Source organism: Gardnerella sp. DNF00257 (genome assembly GCF_049262745.1).
GTDB classification, from domain to species: domain Bacteria; phylum Actinomycetota; class Actinomycetes; order Actinomycetales; family Bifidobacteriaceae; genus Bifidobacterium; species Bifidobacterium piotii.
This window is the reverse complement of sequence record NZ_CP058403.1, coordinates 1,115,236-1,137,544: the sequence shown is the minus strand read 5'-3', so window position 1 is coordinate 1,137,544 and position 22,309 is coordinate 1,115,236. Positions and strand designations below refer to the sequence as shown.

The window sequence follows — 22,309 nt, the reverse complement described above, 5'->3', positions numbered from 1 at the left end:
TGATTTCAAAGGAGAAACATTATGAATGCTATTGGTAAAGGTGTTATTGCTGGATGCGTCTCAATCGCAGCCGCACTATCGTTATGCGCATGCGGTTCTTCTGCAAATAATTCCGAATCTTCTACAGTATCGTTCCAAACTTGGAACCTTAAGAACGATACTTACACTCCATATTTTACAAAACTTATTAGTGAGTTTGAAAAAGAAAATCCTGGAGTAAAAGTCAAGTGGGTCGATCAGCCTGCAGAAAACTATGATTCAAAGTTATCTACGGATGCTGCAGCTGGTCAATTGCCAGATATTGTAAATGTTAACGAACAGCAAGCATACAATCTTGCAAAGTCTGGAGCGTTGCTGAATCTTAGTAAAGAAGCTGCAGGAATGGCCAAGGACTATTTGCCTCAGGTTTGGGATGGATCTAAATTCTCGGGCAATGGTATTGACGAAGGAGTCTATGGATTCCCGTGGTACTTAAATATTGATGTTGCTTATTTGAACAAGGATGTTTTTGCTAACTGCGGTCTAGACATTAATAAGCCGCCAAAAACCTACAATGATTTATTCGATCAGGCAAATACGGTTAATGAAAAATGCGGTGGTAAGAGCTACATGATTGCTGTTCCATACGTATTCCCTTCGCAGTTTGAAGAGTATGGTGTTAACTTCTTGAGTAAAGACAGATCAAAGTTTACCTTTAACTCTAGCAAGGGTGTTGAGTATATTCAGCATTATGCAAATCTTTATAAGAAGGGTGCTATTCCTAAAGATGGAATGAACGCAAACATAATTAACGCAGAGAAACTATATTTCCAAGGAAACATAGCGTATATGCTTGATTCAACTTCTTCTGTTGCCGCATTTAAGGCAAATGCTCCGCAAGTCTATAAGCAACTTGATGTAGCACCATTGGCAACTAACAAGAAGAATACACTTAACCCAATGCTAATGGCAGTAAATTCTCAAACAAAGAATAAGAAAATGGCTTTGAAGCTCGCTAACTTCTTAACAAACAAGAAGAATCAAGTTGAGTTTTCTAAGAAGTCAAATACTTATCCTTCTGCAGCTGGCGCAATGGATGATCCATTCTTTAAGAGCATTGACGAATCTACTATAGAAGGCAAGGTTCTTAAAGTTGCTAAGGAAGAAATTGACAATGGTACTGTTGCAAACTTCCCACCAGAGATTTCCGATACTGACGGCGTAAACTATCTATCTCCTGAATTAACTCAGGCAATTCAAGGAGAAAAGGGAGTTAAAGAAGCGCTTGATAAAGCAGTTGCTGCACTAAACGACAGGTTAAAGTAATGATTTCTCCTATGAATAATCCACAAGCCGAGTCGGCAGTGAGTCGCAGTAATGCGGCTCCTGCCCCTCGGGGCATCTTCCGTAAAAAATTTAACGAAGATGGGTGCATGTCTTGGTTATTTGTTCTGCCAGCTTTAATCATACTTATATTGTTTTGCATTTATCCGTTTATAAACACCATTTTAAGATCTTTTACAAACGCTAGAATGCTTATACCTGGGCACAATGTTGGATTTGCAAATTACGTAAAACTATTTGGCGATAGTCGTTTTGTAACTGCTATTTTCAATTCTGCTTTATACACAGTATGCGTTGTGCCATTTATGATTATTTTGCCTCTTATACTTGCTGCTTTAGTGAGTAAAGATTCAAAAATAATAGGATTCTTTAGAACAACCTACTACTTCCCAGTAGTGTTGTCTGCAGTGGTAATAGGGCTTATCTGGACTAACTTGCTCGATACAAGGGGATTAGTTAATTCCATTCTACAGATGATTCACGTAGTAACAGGGCCATTGCCATTCCTTACAGACAGATGGCTAACAATTTTTAGTGCAATGTTTGTAACAATATGGTTAGGTCTTGGATATTACATGATTATTTATTTAGCAGCTTTAGCTAACATAAATAAATCATTGTACGAAGCTGCCGATATAGACGGAGCTGGAATAATGCGCAAATTCTTCTGCATTACAGTACCAGGAGTTAGGTCCACAATGACTCTAATAATGATGCTTTCGTCTGTAGCAGCATTCCGAGTGTTTAACGAGGTGTATGTAATTACTCGTGGTACAGGCGGAATAGGCGGAAAAGACATAACAATGACAATGCTGATTCAGCAAGAAGGAACAGGATTGAGTGCTCGTACTGGATACGCTAGCGCAATAAGCGTTGTTCTGTTAATTATTGTTGGTTTTATAACAGTTATTCAGCAAATATTTGTTCACAGGGGTGCTGGAGATGAAAACTAATAACACTCATCGCGTTAGAATCGGAACGATAGTTCAATATTGCATTCTTGTATTAGTGTTCATATTGCTAGCTGGTCCATTAGTATGGGAAATTGCACTAGCATTTAAGGGCCCTAATGACAATGTTTTTGCAATGCCTCCGTATTTGATTCCGCATGATTTTACAGTGCAAAATTTTGTAAAAGCATTTAGAACAGTTCCTATACTTCACTATTTGTGCAATACCCTGATTGTTGTAGCAATGAATGTTTTGGGGAATATAATCGGATGCTCAATGGCTGGATATGCTTTTGGGTGCTTAAAGTTTAAGTTTAGTAAAATCGGTTATTTGCTTTTTGTTGCCGCAATCATCATGCCATGCGAAGGTATTCTTGTTTCTACATTCCTTCTAGTAAAAGGTATGGGATTAACGAATACTCTGTTTGGTTTGGCTTTGCCTGGTTTGATTGGCCCGTTAAACGTATTGCTTATGGTAAATGCGTTTAAATCTGTTCCGCAAGATTTACTAGAAGCTTCAAAAGTAGATGGAGCGAATATTTGGCAAAGATTCGTGTATGTAGCATTGCCGCAGGTAAAAGGAACGCTTACTGTTATTGGAATATTGTCGTTTGTTGGAAGCTACAACGACTTCTTGTGGCCATTGGTTGCATTAAGCGATGACGATAAATATACGCTTACTGTTGGCTTGAATCGTTTACAAGGAACGTTCTATACGGATCCTAGATTAGTTGCGGCTGGCGCAATAATATCGCTTGTTCCTATAGTTGTATTCTTTGCTCTATTCCAAAAGCATCTTTACAAAGGATTACAAGAAGGTGGGTTGAAAGGTTAAAATGAAAGTCTTATTTCTTCCATTAGACGAGCGACCTTGTAACTATAAGTTCCCAGAGCTTTTAGCTAAAAGTAGTGATTTTGACCTTGTAAATGTGCCGTTAGAATTATTAGGTAATAAAAAACAGTCTGCAGATATTAATGGAATAGTTGATTTCTTGATGGATAACGCCAAAAAATGTGATATTGCTATAATATCTGCAGACATGCTTGTGTATGGGGGATTGGTTCCTTCAAGAGTACATAATTTACAAAGCGATTGTTTGCAAAGCAGACTGAGCGTATTGGAAAAGCTCAAAAAAGTTAATCCAAATATGACTTTATTTGTTTTTTGCACTGTTATGCGCGCGCCTGCGTATAACAGCAGCGATGAGGAGCCTGATTATTACGCAGAATATGGTAGGAGTCTTTATTTAAGAGCATATCTGAGTGATAAAAAGATTAGATGCAATGATCTAACACAATTGCAGGAGAAAGAGTTAGAATCTTTTGATATTCCTCAATATGTTATTGATGATTATGAAAATCGTCGTGATAAAAATCTTGGTATTAATATATCAATTCTTGATTTAGTAGCAAATAATACTATTGATTATCTTATTTTTCCACAAGACGATTCTAGTCCATACGGATATACTGCAGTATCTCAAAGAAGACTTCAATCAGCTGTTTATTCTAAGAGGTTAAACAGTAGAGTTGCTATGTATCCTGGATCAGATGAAGTTGGCATGACTCTGCTTGCAAGAGCGTTTTGTAAATCGCATAGAATAAAGCCTTCTATAAGTGTTGAATATTCGTCTATATTAGGGCCAACAATAGTTCCTTCTTACGAAGATAGGCCTATGTTTGAAAGCCTAAAATCTCATGTTTTAGCTTGTGGAGCAAGGCTTTTAGAAAATTGGGAAGATAGCGATTTAGGTGATTTAAGCGGTTTAAGTGGACTAAACAACATTTGTTTAATGATTAATGCTCCTGGAAAAGTTATGCAAGAAGCAGAATTTTCTGTATCTAATCATGATGTAACGTACGACACGTATAGAAATTTAGATTATTTTACTAATCATATTTGCACGTTAGTCGAATCTGGTAAGAAAGTTGCATTATGTGATAGTGCGTATTCAAATGGTGGGGATTTGCAATTATTAACTTTGCTAGATGATAATAACGTTTTAGACAGAATTATTAGTTATGCGGGATGGAATACAAATTGCAATACTTTGGGAACAGTTTTATCTCAAGCAATTTTAGGCATTGATTCAAAAAGTATAAAGAAAAATATTGCATATAGAATAATCGAAGATGCGTTATATCAATCAAATATTCGATGGAATATAGCTAAGAGGATTGATAATTATGGTGGTAATTATTTTGATGTAAAGCCATGCGAAGCGTGGGCTAAGTGCGAAGCTAAAAACTTGTTGCAGAAAGAGTATAGCAAGTTGAATTTATCAAAAGCGCTTCCTTTGAAAATCAATAATGTAGATTTTCCATGGAAAAGGATGTTTGAAGTTAATTTTGATTTGTTGTGAGGCTTGTTGTGAGTTTATTGTGAGGCTTATTGTGAGGTAAAAATGTGTGATTTGTTAAAAGAAGATGAAAAGTCATACCTGATTTTGCAGACTGCAGAAGATGTTGAAAATCTGTGTAACGAATTGCATTTTGATGATTGCCTAACGCGCACAATAGTACAATCTTTTAAAAATATAGATATTTCTGTTTTGATGGATTGCATACAAGACCTTTTTAATGACGGGTTTAATCAAGAGTTAGCAGTTGCAAAATTGAATGAATATTGTGCTGATGATAGCGGAATGCGGATTCTTTCAATATTTATGGTATGCGTTCTTTTGGTGCGTAGAAGATATGAACAAGCTGGAATTAAAGATGAAGTCTTTTTAAGTACTTTTGGTTTTATTAAAAGATTTGTTAAGAAGATTCGTGTTGGCAAGTATCCTTTTGTTTTTAGTGAAGAATTTTGGTTTCCACGTCTTCTTTCTATGAAAATATTTAGATTAGGTGAATTAGAATTTGAGTTTTGCAAAAGGCAAAATCTGGTAAGCGTACATATTCCGTCTGATGCAAAGTTAAGCATAGAAAATTTAACGATAAGTTTTATGTTGGCTAATGAGTTTATAGATAAGTACATTCCTGAGTTAAAGAATTGCACTTTTTATTGCATATCGTGGCTGCTTGATCCTGCTTTAGATAAGTTGCTACCAGAAAAGTCGAATATTCGAGTATTTAGATCTATGTTTCGAGTTTTTGGAATTGCGTATTCTGACGACTATAAGCGTTGGGTTTTTGGAGAAAATTGCAAGATTTTTGGGCGTGGTGAAAATGGTGTAAATTGTGGCAAGGAAAACAATGTAGAAGCGTGTGGGGAAGTGCGCAAGGAAGTGCGCATGGAAAGTGATAAGACGGAAACAAGTTTGCAAAAAAATATTAGGGAATATGTTGAAAATGGGGGAAGGATGGCGATTGGGTACGGAGTTTTAAAGAATGTTAGGTAGAAAATTTAACAGTGTTTGCTATTCGACACGCCAACGGGCGGCGGACTTGAATTTATAAATATTTCTGGTATAGTAGTTACTCGTGCTTCGGACTGGCATTAGTTAGCGAGAAAGCATTGCGGACATAGCTTAGTTGGTAAAGCGCAACCTTGCCAAGGTTGAGACCGCGGGTTCGAGTCCCGTTGTCCGCTCTAGGTCTGGTGAGTTATCGGCCTTGTGGTGGGTTAGCCAAGCGGTTAGGCAGCGGCCTGCAAAGCCGTATAGATGAGTTCGACTCTCGTACCCACCTCGATTGAGCGTGTTAGCTTAATAAACAACCTGGGCGGTTGGCGCAGTGGTAGCGCACTTCCCTGACACGGAAGGGGTCACAAGTTCGAACCTTGTATCGCCCACTCGAAAGGATTGCCTTTCACGCATAATTAAAAAAATTTTGGGTGATTGGCGCAGCGGCTAGCGCACTTCCTTCACACGGAAGGGGTCATAGGTTCGATTCCTATATCACCCACAATATGTTTGTTTTCGCGGTATTTTGCCGCGTTTTTTTTTATTCATTGACGTTCGCGCGCTTAAACTGCGAGAACGACACGATCTGTTTTCCGCTTTTTGTACCATTTTTAGGTCAAATATGGTACAAAAAGCGGAAGTTTTTCCCGAGTTTGTACGTAATTTAGGTGGAATATGGTACAAAGTGCGGAAATATCGTTCGCGCAGGTTAGCTGCAGAATTCAAAAAAGCGGGTAACAAAAAGGCCCAGAGCAATCGCTCCAGGCCTTTGTTTGTTGGTTTATAGTTACTTAGCGCGTGCTAGCTAGTTGCGCTTCTTGCGGCGAGATACAGCCCTTCCTGCAGCACCCATGCCAGCAAGCATCGCAGATGCAAGAGCGCTTAATGCAACACCAACGCCAGTATTGCCTAGAGCACCTTTATCTCGTCTAGATTCACTATTAGATCCACTATTGCTAGATTGGTTTCCATGATTATTGCCGCCATTGTGGCCGCTTACGTCATTTTTGTTGCCATTCTTGTTTGCGTTGTTGGTGTTGTTTGCGTTGTTGCCATTATTGATGTGACTTCCGCTTTCGTTTGTGCCACTATCGCTTTCGCCGCTATCGCTACCATCATCGCTGCTACCGCTACCATCATCGCTACCGCTACCGCTGCCTCCAGGCTGCGCAATCGTGCCTGTAACAGTGCTAGACGAGCCTCCAGCAGTGCTATCAGTGCTATTCTTTGCAACAGCGGTGATCGTGCTTCCGTCTTTAACGTTTGCAGCTGGAATCGTAACAACGCCAGTATTTGGATCAACAGTTACGCCGTTAGGAGCAGTGCCGTCAATCTTCCACACGCGCATATCGCCCTCGGCGATAACGGTGATTGTAACAGTTTGCGGCGTGCTTCCGTCGCCTTCAGGCGTATACGTAATAACAACCTTATCTATGCGCGTATCCGTAAGATTTGGTGTTATTGTGGCGCTTCCGTCTGCAGGCGTGTCTATGCGTGGAACGGCAATATCTCCGCCAACCGTTACTTCAACAGTGTTTCCAGTCTTTGCAAAATCACCTTCGCCGTTTGTAGGAGTAAGGTTTACAATCGTGCCAGGCGTTTGCTTGTTGATAGTAATAGTGAAGTTGCCATCTTTATCTGCTTTACCGGTTCCGATTTGCTTTCCATCTTTGTCGGTAACAGTAATAGTTGCGCCTGGAACATCGGTTTTGCCAGTAATCTTTTGACTTCCATGGCTTCCGCCCTGATCTCCACCGCTTTCGCTACCGCTGCCGCTTGGCTCGTCTGCTATAGACTGTCCGGTAATCTGCGGAGTCTTAAAGCCAGTTGTTTTCTCCGCTTTATCCGAAGAGTGGTCATCCTTATCCTTAGCAACAGCAGTAATCGTGCTGCCGTCCTCCAAGTCTTTGGCTGGAATCTTAACTTCACCAGTCTTTGGATCAACAGTTACGCCTTCTGGAACGTCTCCATCCTTCTTCCACGTGCCGTCGTCGCCCTTCTTAACAACAATCGTGCGAACTGGCTTTTCTGGACCGTTAAGCGGATTTGGCTTAGCAGTAATCACAATCGTAACAACTGTTGCGCTGTCATCTTTTGTAGGCGTTACTGTTACGTTTCCGTCTCCTGGCTTTCCGTCTTTATTTTCCGAAGGAACGGTGATTGTAGGAGCTTTTGGCTTTGCAATAACGGTTACGGTAGTAGCTTCGCCTTCATCTTTGCCATTGCTTGGAATAAGATTGAGCGTTGTGCCAGGATCCTTCTTATCGATTTCGATAGTGAAGTTGCCGTCTTTGTCGGCAGTTCCAGTACCAACAACAGTCTTACCGTCTTTGTCTTTGACAGTTACGGTGTTTCCTGGCTGAGTTTTACCAGTAATAGTGGTTTTACCAGGATTTTCTGGCGTGTTCTTTGCGCTACTATCGTTGATAAATGGCTTGTCTGTAACGTTTAGAGTTACTTTCACTTCTACTGGGTCTTTTAGGCCTGGAATCTTTACAATCACAGTGCCAGTAGTAGGACCCGTCTTGTCGGTCTTTGGAGCAGCATCCTTCTCCCACTCGAAAGTAGTGCCATCTGGGAAGTCACCATTGTTTGCAATGCTGTCTTCTGGCTTTGGCTTGGCGTTTACTGGCACGCTCACCGTCTTGCCTTCTGGATTTGGCACAACAAGCACGTTTACAGGCACATCTACAGGGGTCATTCCTGGAACCGTAATAGTTACGATGCCTGGCTGGTTGCCAACGTGTGACGTGTCTGGCTTGCCAGTTTCGTTGCCGCTGCCGTCTTTCTTCCACTCGAAAGTTGCTCCATTTAATTTATCTTTATTGGAGATTAAGTCACCTGCCTGAGGAGTATTGTCCTTGCCGCCAGTTTTTTGCAACACAGTTACGTTATTTACTTCAGGTGCTGGTATAACGTTTACCTTGACTTCAACGGTCTGAGGGGCTTGCCCTGGAACAGTTACCACAACAGTGCCAGTTTTTCCAGTGCCAGTTTTAGACGTGTCTGGCTTACCAGACTTTCCGTCTTGGTCCTTGCTCCACTCGAACTTAGTGCCATCTGGGAAATCACCATTATTGGCAATGCTGTTCTTAGGATCTGGATCGCTGTTCTGTGCGACGGTGGTAACTTTGTCATTAGGCTTAGGAGTTACGTTCACAGTAACTTCTACATCAGCAGAAGTTCCAGGCTTGCCATTTACGCCTGGAATAGTGACAGTTATTACGCCTTTCTTGTCTTTGCTAGACTCGTCTGTTTTTGGCTTAGTCTTCCACTTGAACGTAGTATCCTTAGGGAACTTATTCTTATCGGTAGAATCCTTAATAACATCCTTAGCTTCTGGAAGTGTGCCATTTAGTGGAACGTTCACAACATTCGCTTCTGGCTTTGGCAAAACGTTCACTGTTACAGGCACCTCTACAGGAGATTGACCTGGGAGGGTAACAATAATCTTGCCATTCTTTGCGCCAGGATTGTTAGTATCCGGTTTATCTTCAGGCTTCCATGTAAAGGTAGTTCCGCTAGGATACTTATTCGTATCGTTGGAATCCTTAATAACATCCTTAGCGTCTGGCAAATCCGTGCCTTGTGGAACGTTGACTTCAGATGCACTTGGCTCAACAACGTTAACCTTTACTGTCACTTCTTGAGACTTTTGCCCTGGAACTGTTACAACAACAGTGCCTTGCGTGTTTCCAGCTGTCTTGGTGTCTGGCTTGTCAGTTTCATTGCCGTTCTCTTTCTTCCACTCAAACTGCGTGTCATCAGGGAACTTATCCTTATTGGAAATCATGTCTTCTGGCTTAGGTTCAACACCCTTTGGCACAGTCACACCAGTTTTCGCTTCTGGCTTTGGAGCCTTAATAATTACAGGCACGTTGATCACAGTTGTTGATCCATCCGGATACTTAACCGTTACAGGCACTTCAAACTTGCCAGCCTTATCTCCATTAGGGATCTTCTTAGCATCTTCATTGCTAATAGAGTAAGTTGGCTTTGGCGTTTCATTTTCTGGCCAAGTAGGAATCGTAACCTTACTTGTAATTTCGTTATCGTTAGGCTTTCCGTCGTTGATATTCCTTTCAAGTGGTTCAGCTTGTGGAGTATGCGTATTCGCATCCGCATCCTTAACAACCACATGAACATTTACAGTGTCGGTCGTACCATCTGGGTATTTAACAGTAACCGGCACATCGCTTTCACCTGGAGTATTCGTATCTGGAAGCGTTGCTCCAGTTTCCACAGTCTTAGTCGGCTGCTCTTTGCCAGTGTCAGATGGATAATTAGGCACACTTACTTGACCGGTAATATCGTCATTGCTAATCGTTTCTCCGTGCTTCTTCGTAAGAGTTTTAGCGGTTGGTTCGTAAGAGTCGGAATCCTTATTCAAGATTGTAACGTTTACGTCCACATCTTCGCTTGTGCCGTCCGGATAAGTTACTGTTATAGGTACTGTGTAAGCTCCAGGCTCTGAGTTTCCTCCTGGAATCTTCTTAGTGTCCTTGACTTTGTAAGAGATTTTAGTTGCATCTCCAACAAAGTGTGGAACCGTAACCTTATCAGTAATATCCTTCTCGCTAATAGTTGAGCCGTAAGGCTTTTCTAGCGTAGAAGACGTTGGCGTGTAAATATCCTTGTCAGTATCCCTAACTACCACTGGAACTTCAAGAACAACTTCTGACCCATCTGGGTATGTGACCTTAACAGGAACATTAGTTGTGCCAGTCTTAGTCATATCAGGCAAGTTGTTTTTGTTTACAAGCTCTACTTTTGTTTTGCTCTTATCCGGGGTCTTGCCATCAACTGTAGAAGTCTTTACAGCACCAGTGATATCCGCAGCAGTAATCTTATCCCTACGGTTTTTCTTAACTTCGTTTGCGCTTGGTGCGTAAGTCTTGGTATCAGGATCTCCAGTAGTAACTTTTACTGTAACGCGAGATTTGGAGCCATCAGGATACTCAATATTAACGTTAATATTTACGTCGCCAGGAGTTGTACCATTTGGAATATCGTTAGCATTTTCAACAGTTACGGTTGGTTTAGGCTTACTACTGTCAAAAGTAACGTGATTATTTACTTCATCTTTATTAGATTTTTCGCCATACTTCTTCGTTATATCAGTAACAGTTGGCTTATTTGTTTCGCTTTGTGGTTCGCCAATTGTTACCTTAACAACTGTATGATCTTCTGAACCATCCTTATATGTAATGGTTACAGGAATACTGAAATCGCCAGATTTGGTTCCGTCTGGAATGTTACTTGGGTTGTCAATAGCAATATGAGCACCATAAGGAAGTGCTATATCTTTACCCTGCTTATCTTTACCAAAACTAATGCCATTACCGTTTCCAACACCAGTAATTTTACCGGATATGTTGTCAGTCTTTGGCTTCGAGTTGTAAGCAAATGTAAGCGTATTGCCTTGTGGGTTGTAGCTCTTGCTCTGCGGCTCGCCAATCTTAACTTTTACTGTGGCGTATCCAACAGAGTTATCGCTATACGTTATCTTTACAGGAACTTCGTATGTGCCAGGCTCAGTTCCTCTAGGAATCTTGGTTTTGTCGGAAATCTCAATTGTTGTATTTCCTGTAGGAACTTTGTTATTAGGCCAAGATATTCCGCCGCCTTTAGAAGTGCTTGTTATAGATTTCTCTATATCGTCTTTCGTAGAGCCGTAAGACTTTTCTACAATGTTAGATGTTGGAATATGTGTTCTACTAAGAGCAGTATCAATAGTGACAGGAACTACAACTTCTGTTGTAGAACCATCTGGATAAGTAACAATTGCTGTAACCTTAGAGTTTCCAGAAGTTGTGCCATCTGGTAATTTTTCGCCAGTTTTTACAGAAACTACTGGTTTCTTAGTTGGGTCTTTGCTTGTATAGTCAGTTGTTATTGCATCTTGAATGTCTTTAACAGTTACTGCTGTATTAAATGGTTTTCGGACTTGCTTTGATGTGGCTTTGTGTTCCTCCGCGCTTGTATATACAGCAATCTGAATAGGGAGTTTAGAACTATTACCAGCCTCGTCTGTTACAGTAACAGTACGGCTCCAATATTGGCTTGTTCCTTCGTTGGTTGGTGCTGTACCAGTTATATGAACAATAGCAGGGTTCTTAACACTGTGGTTGCCTGCATTGTCAACTGTTAAATTAGTATTAGTGATTCCGCAATCAGGTACATTGTTATCCAAGATTGCGCCGACTATTTTGCCAGTGTTGTCGTGAACTTTCAGTGTAAGATCAAACTTCTCACCGCGATGAACTTTCAGTAAGTAATGATCTTTGCTTCCATGTTTTGCTGTTCCTAAATCAGGCTTTTCAATAACAGGCTTAATTGTATCCGTAACAGTAAGCTTTGGTGAAACGTCTACGTGAGAACCGTCTGGGAACGTTATGCGAATTGTAGCAGTTGTATCTTTGCTAGGCTTATTCCAATCTGGTTCCTTAACCCAAGAATACGTTGTACCGGTTGGCAAATCTTTCTTGCTAGCTTCGGATATACCATCTTCAGCCTTTGGGTGATTATTATTGTTGCCATCTTCAGGAATGTTATGAGTTATATCCTTTGGAGTAATCTTGCCGAATTTATCTGCTTGATTGTGCACAATAAAGCGAATTGGGAAGTTCGTTTGATTTCCAGAGCCATCAACTGCTACAAGAGTCCTAGAGTACGCTCCGGCAGCCGTGCCATTCGGCACAGAGCCTGCGATCTTTATAGCTCGAGGATCTTTTTCAGAACCGACGCCTTGCTTTGTTGCAAAATCAGATGAAGTCATGCCGGTTATTAAACGATCAATCTTCAAATCTGTAACTTTGCCACTGTTGTCTGTTGCTGTTATTTTCAGTTCGCACTTGTCACCGTGGTACGTGTCAATCTTTGTGTAACTTGTTTTGCCTTCAGTAACCTTTTCGGTTACTTCAGTCCAAGTGTCACCAGGGCCTTTCTTGTACACCTTTATTACTGGTTTCACTGTATCTTGAACTGTTACAGCTACAGAAATCTCTTTAGGTTTTTCTCCAGGAATGGTGACTCTTACTGTGCCAGGATTTTCTTTACCAGTTGAGTCGGTCTTAGGTTTAGTAACCCAAGTGTATGTTGTTCCAGAAGGAACATTTTTGCTGTTTTCAAATATCTTCTTAGCGTCATCATTAGTAAGTTCATGACCTAAGTCAACGGTAATAGGATTTGCTTTTAGCTCGTAAGGTTGCTTAACTGTTAGCTTAACTTCCTTCTCAGTTTTGTTTCCAGCTGCATCAGTAACTGAGAACTTGAGTTTATGTTCTCCAACTTCACTTGCTTTCATGCCAAGTATCGTAATTTTTACTTTGCGATTTTTTGGATCATCTTGTTTGCCTTGGTATTCAATCTTCAAACGTGAAAAATCATTATTTACAAGTCCCGCTAATGGAGCTGCAATATTGAAGTCGTCAATTTTAATATCATCTGTTGCTTCAAGATTAAAGCTTAAGTTTTCTCCAACTTTTGCAGTTGCATCGTTTGCTGTAAGTGTTGGCTTTTGTCTATCTTCTGTAGCTTGGTGATTGTCACTTCTATCGGAAGATAAATTGAAGGTATTTGTATGTTTATCCTGATGATTGTTGTATGAACTGCTTGTAATCGCATACACATTTCCTGCAGGTATGCTATTAGCTACAGTAATAGTTGCCTTACCGTCTTTGATTTCGGTAGTAGAGCCAATTGCGTTATTGTTGGCATCGTATAATGTAACTTTGTTTGTGGCACCTGGTATAAACCCAGTGCCGACGTTTACTACTACTTTCTGGTTTTTAATTTTTGCTCGACCGTTCAAATCTGTTTCAATAACAGGTGTTTTCGGCTTAACGTTAAATGTTACAGTAGTATCTTTGTGGCTACCGTCTGTGTAATGCACTCTGACAGTGTTATTAAAGTTGCCAATTGTGCTGGAATTAGGTGTTCCGCCGTACCATTCTACTTTTTGCGGCTTAACTTTATTGTCAGAATTATTTTCGAGTGTTATGTAATCGCTTGGTTGTTTAAGTTTATCCCCAACGGTTACAGTGTTCTCGCTTCCTTTTGGTGCGTGCTCAAAAGCAAGTGGCTTTTTAACTATTACAGGAATGTTCACTAGATGGTAGGATCCATCTGCATATATGATTTTTGATGCGACTTGCAGAGTGTTCTTAGAATGTTTGAAACGGCTTTCGGATAGATTTGTCTTTGGCAACTTCTTGTCAATAAAAGTTATTTCGCCATTTCCATCATTGTCTTTTATCTGCTTTATAAGCTCGTCTTTAGTAAGCTCATGCCCCCAATCAACAGTAAGTGGGGTAGCGGTTGGAGCCTTGTACTTCTGGTTCAGATTCTTAAGATGTACAGTGACTTTCTTTTCTGCTTTGTTGCCAGAAGCGTCGGTTGCAGAAACAGTAATCGTGTAGTCGGAGTTTACTGGCGTCTTGCCATCCTTGTGCTCAAACTTAACGTCTTTAATTTCGTGTTTGTAAGGCTTCTTTTCAGTCGCGTCAAAGCCGTCCTTATTACTCTCATTAAAGTTTGCGTTTATACCGTTAGGGAATCCACCTACGGAGAACTTCGTCACCTTTTCGCTATTGTCGGACGTGCTGAAAGTGAAGGTGTTGCTTTCGCCCTGATACACGGTAATGCTGTTGTTGTCCTTATCGCCAATTTCCTTGCCATTAAAATACAGCTTTGGAGGGATTTTATCGCTTTTTGTGCGAGGGAAGTTCTCGTCTTGTGTGCGACCAGAAATAAACGTGTAAGCAGAGTTAGTTGTTTTACCATAAGAGCTACTGTTTGCCCAAGTAAAAGCGTTTTGAATGTCGTCTATAGTTGCGTCTTGGCGCAGCTTCAACTTGCAGTGCATGTGAACAGCATAATTTGCATTAGTAGTTCTTAAGCCAATGCCGTAGCTTTTTCCTGAATATGGTCCATAAAGTTTTACTGCTTTTTCAATAACAGGATCCACTTTTCCGTTATTTGATCTAGCGTTATTGTGGAATGTTTCACTTAAGTCGCGATTGTAGCTGTTTCCTCCTCTTATGCCTAATGTGTATAAGTATGTTGAGCCTGCGTGATCTTTACCATTGTTTAAGAAATTAACGTTAAAAGATTTGCTATCGTCTTTGCTGAACAATTTAATATCACGCGAAAGCATCGCGTTTGTTGCTTGAGGAGAATTATTGTTTCGTTGATAGAAGTCGAAGCTCAAATCGCTGATAGTATCGTTTTTATATCCTCCATTGTTTAAGTCTGCAACTGTAAAAGGAATCTGCCACACGTATTGATGCTGGCTAGAATGAGTGACCATTGATTTGCCGTCGTTGTTGAAGAACACATCGAAGACTAAATACTTAGCACCGTTGTTTTCTTCAACGTGTGCATACATATCCGATTTCTTGGTGGTGTTATCGTAATCACCCAAATCGGCTGTTGAGCCAGTTTTTCCATTGCTGTTAACAAAACGATACCTTTGGAACTCAAGAATGTTTGGCGTATGTAGCCAAGGAGTATTTTTTGCATCACTCACTTGAGATGCAAAAGCCGCTGTAGTTGGAGGAAGAAGAATATTAGAGGATGCGAGTAGTGGCTGACCGCCCAAGCAGGTTGCTGCAGTAAGAACTGTTGTAAGCGCGCTAAGTGACAGTTTGCGCGCGGTTGATGCGTTAAAATCGGCGCTTACATTTGCAAATGAGCGATACTCTTGATTGCGTGCGTGCTTTTGGCGAGTGTTCTTTGCCATAATAATCCCCATTCTTTTTGTGTTCTTCTTTTATTCGGCCGCTTTGTGGAGCATGCGATGCATTGCGATTGCTAATGTGTGCTTAACATGTATGCATTCAAGCTTTGCTCAATTACATGAACAGATAAATATTCATCAATTCAAGATATTATATCGTATTTTTGTTTTTTGAGTGAAATTTTTTAAGCGTGATGTTGACTACAAGTGTAAAATTTACTGATGGGGGGGGGTATTTGATGCATATTATGTTGATATAACAATATATGGAGGATTTTATTATAAATTTTTAACCTTTTATAAGAATTTATTCAGATGTTATTTTGGCGTGTTGCACAACTAGGCGATTATACGCGGCGGGCAATAGTATAAATAAGGAGCAAAACGCGCGCGAATGGCAAGCAGAATAGATAGAACAGCTGTTGCGCAGCAAAAATCACATATAGCCAATAGGAGTGATTATGAACACCACTAATAATGATGAAAACAAAGCCGTAATCACCGTAGTGGGCAAAGATGCTGTAGGAATCATAGCAAAAGTTACGACTCATTTAGCAAATAGCAAGGCGAATATTTTAGATATATCTCAAACAATCGTCAACGGATTCTTTAACATGATGATGATTGTAGACGTAAACGAAATAAGCGTAGAATTTGGCGAGCTGGCCGAAGAGTTGTCAAAGCTGGGCGAAGGAATAGGCGTTAGTATACACTGCCAGCGCGCGGAAATCTTTACAAACATGCACAGAATCTAGGGATTAGTAGGAGAAGCCCATGCTAAATATTATGGAAGTGAGCGAAACAAACTCCATGATCGAGCAAGAAAAGCTCGACGTTAGAACCATAACAATGGGAATAAATCTGCTAGACTGCGCAGACGCAAGCGTGCAAAAAGTGTGCGAAAACGTATACAACAAGATTACGCGCCTTGCAAAAGACTTAGTCAGCACGGGCTGCGCGATTGAGCGCGACTACGGAATCCCGATTGTAAACAAGCGCATAACCGTAACGCCAATAAGCCTAGTTGGAGCAGCAGCGTGCAAAAGCCCAGACGACTTTGTGCAAATTGCGCACGCGCTAGATAAGGCTGCCAAAAAAGTTGGAGTAGATTTGATTGGCGGCTACTCCGCTCTGCCTGCAAAATCCATGACAGCTGCCGATCGCATGCTTATAGAATCGCTGCCAAAAGCCTTGAGCGAGACGGATATTGTGTGCTCGAGCGCAAACGTGGGGTCTACGCGAACTGGAATTGATATGGATTGCGTTCAGCTGCTTGGGCGAGTAGTCAAGCAAATCGCGCGCGCGACTGCAGACCGTGATTCGTACGGATGTGTAAAGTTCGTTGCATTTTGCAACGCTCCAGACGATAATCCATTTATGGCAGGCGGATTCCACGGCGTAACCGAAGGAGACGCTGTAATAAACGTTGGCGTATCTGGGCCAGGCGTGGTTTCGCGCGCGCTAGATGAGGCGCACGGCAAGGATTTTGCGTTCTTGTGCGAGACGATTAAGCGCACAGCTTTTAAGATTACGCGAGTCGGCCAGTTGGTTGCGCAAGAGGCATCTAGAAGGCTTGGTGTGCCGTTTGGCATAATCGACTTGTCGCTTGCGCCAACGCCAGCCGTGGGAGATTCCGTAGGCGAAGTCCTAGAGAAAATCGGACTTTCTACTGTTGGTGCGCCTGGCACAACCGCCGCTCTTGCAATGCTTAACGATCAAGTTAAAAAGGGCGGAATAATGGCCAGCAGCTACGTTGGCGGGCTTTCTGGCGCGTTTATACCTGTTTCGGAAGACGCAAACATGATTGCTGCTGCAAAGTCGGGATGCCTTAAAATAGAAAAGCTAGAAGCAATGACGTGCGTATGCTCCGTAGGCCTAGATATGATTGCGATTCCTGGAAGCACAACTGCTGCAACAATATCTGGAATGATTGCGGATGAAGCAGCAATCGGTATGATAAACCAAAAAACAACTGCTGTGCGCATAATACCTGTGGAAGGCAAAAGCGTTGGGCAAATGGCTAATTTTGGCGGTTTAATGGGATATGCGCCGATTATGCCAGTGAATACCGAAAGCTGCGAGGAATTCGTTTCGCGCGGTGGGCGAATTCCAGCGCCTGTACATAGCTTTAAGAATTAGGCGAATTAATCGCAAGTTAAGTTACGGTTTAATCATTACTTAAAATCATGACTTAAAGTCACGGTTGAGTTATGACTTAAATCATTACTTAAGTTATGACTTAAGTTATGATTAGTCCGCGCAAATCACGAATTAATGGAGTTTTACGAAAGGATTTATTATGGAAAAGACTACGCCACTAAGTGGCGAAATGCTTGCTAGCACGCTAAAAAAGATAGGCGAATCAAGCAATCACGTTGCTGTAGTAGGCTCCATGAACGCAGATTACACAATAGTTGCAGATCGTCTTCCAAATCCTGGAGAAACCGTAAATGGCAGTGATTTGCGCGTTCTTCCAGGCGGAAAATCGGGGAATCAGGCCGTTTCTGCAGCGAAAATCGGCGCGAACGTGCAAATGTTTGGCGCGGTAGGCAGCGACGAAAATGCAAAATTCCTACTAAACACGCTAGAATCTGCTGGAGTAGACACGTCTAGAATTTTGCGCGTAGAAGGCGTAAAAAGTGGCGCAACAGTAATAACAGTAGACGCAAAAGGCGGCGAAAACACAATCGTTTACGCTCCAGGGTCTAATGCAAAAGTGAGCGTTGAATACATTAATCAAAACGATGTTAAGCAAGCAATTTGCGGCGCAAGTGTTTTAGGACTTTGCCTAGAAAGCCCAATGGAAACCGTAACGGCGGCGGCAAAAATTGCGAGTGCGGCTGGCGTAAAAGTTTTGCTAAATAATTCGCCTTTTGTAAGCGAGCTGCCACGCGAGTTGATTGAAAACGCAAGCATCCTTCTTGTAAACGAGCACGAGATGGCGCAATTGCTTAAAATTAGCGAGCCAGAAGACGGGAATTGGGACGATTTTGATTGGCATGATGCGGCGCGCATTATGCACGAGTACGGCTTTGATGAGGCAGTTGTAACGCTTGGTGCAGAAGGCTCGGTTGTTTTAGACTATGCTGCGCAAGATGGCAAGAAGGCTGTGCGCATTTGCCCTCAGCGTGTTAAAGCAGTAGATACAACGGGCTGCGGAGACGCGTTTATGGGAACTGTTTTAGCAGGACTTGCAGCTGGATTTAGCCTAGCGCAAAGCGCGCAAGTTGCCACTTACGTTTCGGCGTATGCAGCAATGGGATTTGGAGCGCAAAGTTCGTATGGAAGTGCGCAGCAGGTTGTTCGCGCATTTGAGTAGTGGCGTTGTATGCTGCTAAACTAGTCGCGTATGCGTTTTTACAGATTTTGCAAACGGGAAGGCAAATATGTCAACAATTCTTGAAGGCACTCCAAAAAAGCAAATGATGCTTGTAACGGGTAGAGCGTATCCGCAACTTGCGGAAGAAACCGCCAACTACCTTGGAATAGACGTGCTGGAAACAACTGCCTACGATTTTGCAAACGGAGAAATGTATGTGCGCTTTACGCAACCAGTTCGAGGCGCAGACGTTTTTGTTTTGCAAGCGCACACAGATCCAATCAACAATTGGATTATGGAGCAGCTGCTTATGGTGGATTCTTTAAGGAGAGCATCCGCTAGAAGCATAAACGTTGTTGCGCCTTTCTTTGGGTATTCGCGTCAAGACAAAAAGCATCAAGGCCGCGAGCCAATTACAGCGCGACTTATGTTTGACTTGTTCCGATCTGCTGGAGCTACTCGTATTTTGACTGTAGACATGCACGCGGCTCAAGAGCAGGGATTCTTCGACGGTCCTGTGGATCACTTAACAGCTATGCCAGTTTTGATTGACTACGTTCGCAACACTATGAGCCTGGAAAACACTACGATTGTTTCTCCAGACGCAGGGCGAATCAAGGTTTCGGAGCAATGGGCTGCAAAGCTTGGCGGATTGCCATTAGCGTTTATTCACAAAACGCGAGATATAACAAGGCCAAATCACGCGGAAGCGCATGGAATTATTGGAGATATTCAAGGCCGCGATTGCATTGTTGTAGACGATATGATTGATACGGCTGGCACGATTTGCGAAGCTGTGCGCACGCTTAAAGGCGCTGGTGCAAAATCCGTTACTTTGGTTGCAACTCATGCGCTACTATCTGGCCCTGCAGTAGAGCGACTTAAGAGTTGCGGCGCGCGTGAAATCATTTTAACGGATACAGTTCCTGTTCCCGAAGAAAAGCGCTTAGAAAATATGACGGTTCTTTCGATTGCGCCTCTTTTGGCTGCTGGAATTAGGTCTGTGTTTAGGTCCGGGTCGCTTGTTTCGCTTAGAAACGCGCTTCCAGAAGACATGAAGCATAGGAATATTTACGCTCATTAGTGTGGTTGATTAGCTGCGCGGCGGTGAGTCGCAAGCATGATGTAGACTTAGTAGGTTGTTCGTAAAATTAAATATGCAAAAATTATTGCGTAATAATCGCGTAATAAATTGTGTAATAATTTGATTTACGAACGATTTTGCAAACACACTCCTGCTGTGGAAAGCCCGCAGCCGAATAGTCCGAAGGAGGTGGGTGATGTCTGCACACAAGTATGAACTGATGTTCATTGCCGATTCAGAGCTTGACGAGCGCGGTCTTAAGAAGTTGACCGAGCAGTATCTTGAGCTTGTCACCAAAGAGGGCGGTTCCGTTGATGGTACCGACTATTGGGGTCGCCGTAAGCTTGCTTACGAGATTGATGGCAAGAACGAAGGTAACTACGTTGTAGTGAATTACACTGCCGAGCCAGCACTTAGCGACGAGCTTGACCGTGTTTTGAACCTTAACGAATCTGTAGTCCGCACGAAGATTCTTCGCAAGGACGCAAAGTAAAGCAAAGTAAAGCAAAGTAAAGCAAAGTAAAGTCAAAAGTTTAGGGACAATATCCAAAATTTTATTTAGATTAGTTTGATTAATTTATAGTCAAATAGTCAAATAGCCAAATTGGATTTGCTCTAAATTGTTCCACGAAATTGTTCCAAGTCTTAATAGAAAAGAGGCTACGATGGCTGGAGAAACTGTTATAACTGTGATTGGTAATTTGGCTAAAGAGCCAGAAACTGCTACCAGTTCCAACGGTAGTGTTAGAACGTCTTTTACGATTGTTTCTAATTCCTCTACTTTTGACAGAAGAACAAACAGCTACGTTAACGGCACGCCATTATCGCTTAGATGCGTTGCATGGGGCGACTTAGCTGAGCATTGCGCACAAACACTTACTAAGGGAATGCGCGTTATTATTCAGGGTAGGTTGCGTGCAAACAACTACGTTGATAAAAACAGCAACGAAAAACGATACAGCATTGATTTGATGATTGATGAGATTGGGCCATCCTTGCGTTTTGCAACCGCTCAGGTTAATCGTTTGAGCTCGAAGGGCGGTTTTGCTGGGAACAATGGCGGATTCAATCAGGGCGCTGGTGCTGGAGCTGGTATGAATGCTGGTGGATACACTGGCGGTTATGCTGGCGGCGCGAATTATGCAAATAGTGCGGCTGCTGGTGCTGGAATGAATGCGCAAAATGGCGCTAATCAGGGCGTAAACGTTGAAGACCCGTGGAGTGCTTCTGCTCCATCAAACGGCGGATTTGCAACGTTTGGAGCTAGCTCCGATTTTGGTGGAACAGACGAAGAGCCAGAGTTCTAGTTTTTCTAGTTTTATGCGCGCGCTAATGGCGTCTAGTCGCCGCTGCTTTAGGGCAGATAGTTTAGCGAATATGACTTATTGCTTGTAAAACTAATGCTGGTAAAAATCTAAATACGACTTTACAATTAAAAACATCAGTTTAGCGTATAAACAAAAACAAAAGTTTAACGCATTTAAGAGAGGACATCCTATGTCACGTAAGAGGCCGCAACCACCGGTCAAGCCTTTTAAGAAGAAGCCAAATCCTTTGAAGGCTGCCAAGATTACTGAAATTGATTACAAGGACGTTGCTTTGTTGCGTAAGTTCGTTTCGGACCGCGGCAAGATTCGTTCCCGTCGTATTACTGGTGTAACCGTACAGGAACAGCGCAAGATCGCGAAGGCCGTTAAGAACGCTCGCGAGATGGCTTTGCTCCCATACGCCACTACTGGTCGCTGATTGAGAGGATAGAACATGGCAGAAACCAAGGTTATTCTCACCAAGACCGTTGCAAACTTGGGTCACTCGGGTGACGTTATTACTGTTAAGGCTGGTTACGCACGTAACTACTTGATTCCACAGGGCTTGGCCTTTGCGTGGAATAAGGGCGCTGCTTCCCAGATTGAAGCGATGCGTCGCGCACGCTTGGCTAAGGCTGTTGCCACTCGCGAAGAGGCCGTTGCAGCTAAAGCCGCAATCGAAGGCACTGTTGTAGAAATCGCTGCTAAGGTGAGCGAGTCTGGCAAGCTCTTCGGTGGTATTTCCGCCGATAAGATTGCTGCTGCTTTGGCACCAAAGGCCGCCGTTGAAGCACGCGCTATTAGCGTTGCTGCAATCAAGACCACTGGCGAATTCCCAGCAACTGTGGCTCTTCACCCAGAAATCAGCGCTTCCTTTACTGTTAAGGTTGTAGCTGAGTAGTTAAACGTGTTCCAGCTTCCCACGTGGGTTTTGTGAGTTCTTGCAAGTTTTCTTGCGAATTTTTGCGGAATTTGCGATGGGAGGCAATCCATTTGGATTGATCTTAAGCATTGGCTCTGTGCGAATTGTGGTGAGTTTTACTTGCTGCGACTTGCGCGGAGCTTTTTTCGTTGCGAATCGACTTGCATGAGCGCTTAGAGCGTAGCGCGCGAATGCACTTCGATTCGCTGAGCCGCTCAAACGTAAAGTCCAGTGGACTTTACGTGCGGCGAAGACGTGAGCGCAGCTAATCTGCGCGAGCGATATTTCCGCTTTTTGTACGTGATTTGGGTCAAATTT

General features: G+C 42.4%; 14 protein-coding genes and 4 tRNA genes. 17 read left to right on the top strand and 1 reads right to left on the bottom strand.

The features are described from left to right. Positions 1-21: 21 nt before the first annotated feature. The 9 genes from HXT23_RS04355 to HXT23_RS04315 all read left to right on the top strand — a co-directional run bounded on the left by HXT23_RS04355 (position 22) and on the right by HXT23_RS04315 (position 6,122). Positions 22-1,305 carry an ABC transporter substrate-binding protein gene (locus HXT23_RS04355; protein WP_016635534.1) on the top strand — a complete coding sequence of 428 codons (1,284 nt, stop codon included), beginning with the start codon at positions 22-24 and terminating at the stop codon, positions 1,303-1,305. Beyond that, positions 1,305-2,276: a carbohydrate ABC transporter permease gene (locus tag HXT23_RS04350; RefSeq protein ID WP_016635533.1), complete on the top strand. Its 972-nt coding sequence runs from the start codon at positions 1,305-1,307 to the stop codon at positions 2,274-2,276. The genes HXT23_RS04355 and HXT23_RS04350 overlap by 1 nt, the downstream gene beginning before the upstream one ends. Further along, entirely contained in the window at positions 2,266-3,108 is an 843-nt protein-coding gene (locus HXT23_RS04345) for a carbohydrate ABC transporter permease (RefSeq protein ID WP_016635532.1), read from the top strand. The genes HXT23_RS04350 and HXT23_RS04345 overlap by 11 nt, the downstream gene beginning before the upstream one ends. A 1-nt stretch (position 3,109) precedes the next feature. Beyond that, complete coding sequence (locus HXT23_RS04340) at positions 3,110-4,636, top strand: DUF4127 family protein (RefSeq protein ID WP_422112752.1); 1,527 nt, start codon at positions 3,110-3,112, stop codon at positions 4,634-4,636. A 42-nt stretch (positions 4,637-4,678) separates the two neighbouring features. Then, a complete protein-coding gene (locus tag HXT23_RS04335) occupies positions 4,679-5,617 on the top strand; it encodes an acyltransferase domain-containing protein (RefSeq protein ID WP_016635530.1) in 939 nt (312 codons plus the stop codon). A gap of 118 nt (positions 5,618-5,735) precedes the next feature. Then, positions 5,736-5,808: transfer RNA gene (locus tag HXT23_RS04330), tRNA-Gly, on the top strand. Between the two features lie 27 nt (positions 5,809-5,835). Next, a tRNA-Cys gene (locus HXT23_RS04325) sits at positions 5,836-5,906 on the top strand. Between the two features lie 31 nt (positions 5,907-5,937). Further along, positions 5,938-6,009: transfer RNA gene (locus HXT23_RS04320), tRNA-Val, on the top strand. A gap of 40 nt (positions 6,010-6,049) precedes the next feature. Then, positions 6,050-6,122 (top strand) — tRNA-Val (locus tag HXT23_RS04315). Positions 6,123-6,425: 303 nt separating this feature from the next. Here HXT23_RS04315 and HXT23_RS04310 read toward each other — a convergent pair. Further along, positions 6,426-15,362, bottom strand: a complete 8,937-nt coding sequence (locus tag HXT23_RS04310; protein WP_422112751.1) for a Rib/alpha-like domain-containing protein — start codon at positions 15,360-15,362, stop codon at positions 6,426-6,428. A 458-nt stretch (positions 15,363-15,820) separates the two neighbouring features. On the opposite strand from HXT23_RS04310, the gene HXT23_RS04305 reads away from it, so the two are divergent. The 8 genes from HXT23_RS04305 (at position 15,821) to rplI (ending at position 21,970) form a co-directional block, all read left to right on the top strand. Continuing rightward, positions 15,821-16,114, top strand: a complete 294-nt coding sequence (locus HXT23_RS04305; protein WP_016636180.1) for an ACT domain-containing protein — start codon at positions 15,821-15,823, stop codon at positions 16,112-16,114. Positions 16,115-16,133: 19 nt separating this feature from the next. Continuing rightward, entirely contained in the window at positions 16,134-17,498 is a 1,365-nt protein-coding gene (locus HXT23_RS04300; protein ID WP_422112750.1) for a PFL family protein, read from the top strand. Between the two features lie 157 nt (positions 17,499-17,655). After that, positions 17,656-18,678: a ribokinase gene (locus HXT23_RS04295; RefSeq protein WP_422113083.1), complete on the top strand. Its 1,023-nt coding sequence runs from the start codon at positions 17,656-17,658 to the stop codon at positions 18,676-18,678. Between the two features lie 67 nt (positions 18,679-18,745). Beyond that, on the top strand, positions 18,746-19,762 hold the full coding sequence (locus HXT23_RS04290; protein ID WP_016794614.1) for a ribose-phosphate diphosphokinase: 1,017 nt from the start codon (positions 18,746-18,748) through the stop codon (positions 19,760-19,762). Between the two features lie 196 nt (positions 19,763-19,958). Beyond that, a complete protein-coding gene (gene rpsF / locus HXT23_RS04285) occupies positions 19,959-20,255 on the top strand; it encodes a 30S ribosomal protein S6 (protein ID WP_119529204.1) in 297 nt (98 codons plus the stop codon). Positions 20,256-20,427: 172 nt separating this feature from the next. Further along, positions 20,428-21,069 carry a single-stranded DNA-binding protein gene (gene ssb / locus HXT23_RS04280; protein WP_016806626.1) on the top strand — a complete coding sequence of 214 codons (642 nt, stop codon included), beginning with the start codon at positions 20,428-20,430 and terminating at the stop codon, positions 21,067-21,069. Between the two features lie 190 nt (positions 21,070-21,259). After that, a complete protein-coding gene (gene rpsR / locus HXT23_RS04275; protein ID WP_004105399.1) occupies positions 21,260-21,508 on the top strand; it encodes a 30S ribosomal protein S18 in 249 nt (82 codons plus the stop codon). A gap of 15 nt (positions 21,509-21,523) precedes the next feature. Continuing rightward, the gene (gene rplI, locus HXT23_RS04270) at positions 21,524-21,970 is read left to right on the top strand and encodes a 50S ribosomal protein L9 (protein WP_004112972.1); all 447 of its coding nucleotides are present in this window, start codon (positions 21,524-21,526) and stop codon (positions 21,968-21,970) included. Positions 21,971-22,309 lie beyond the last annotated feature (339 nt).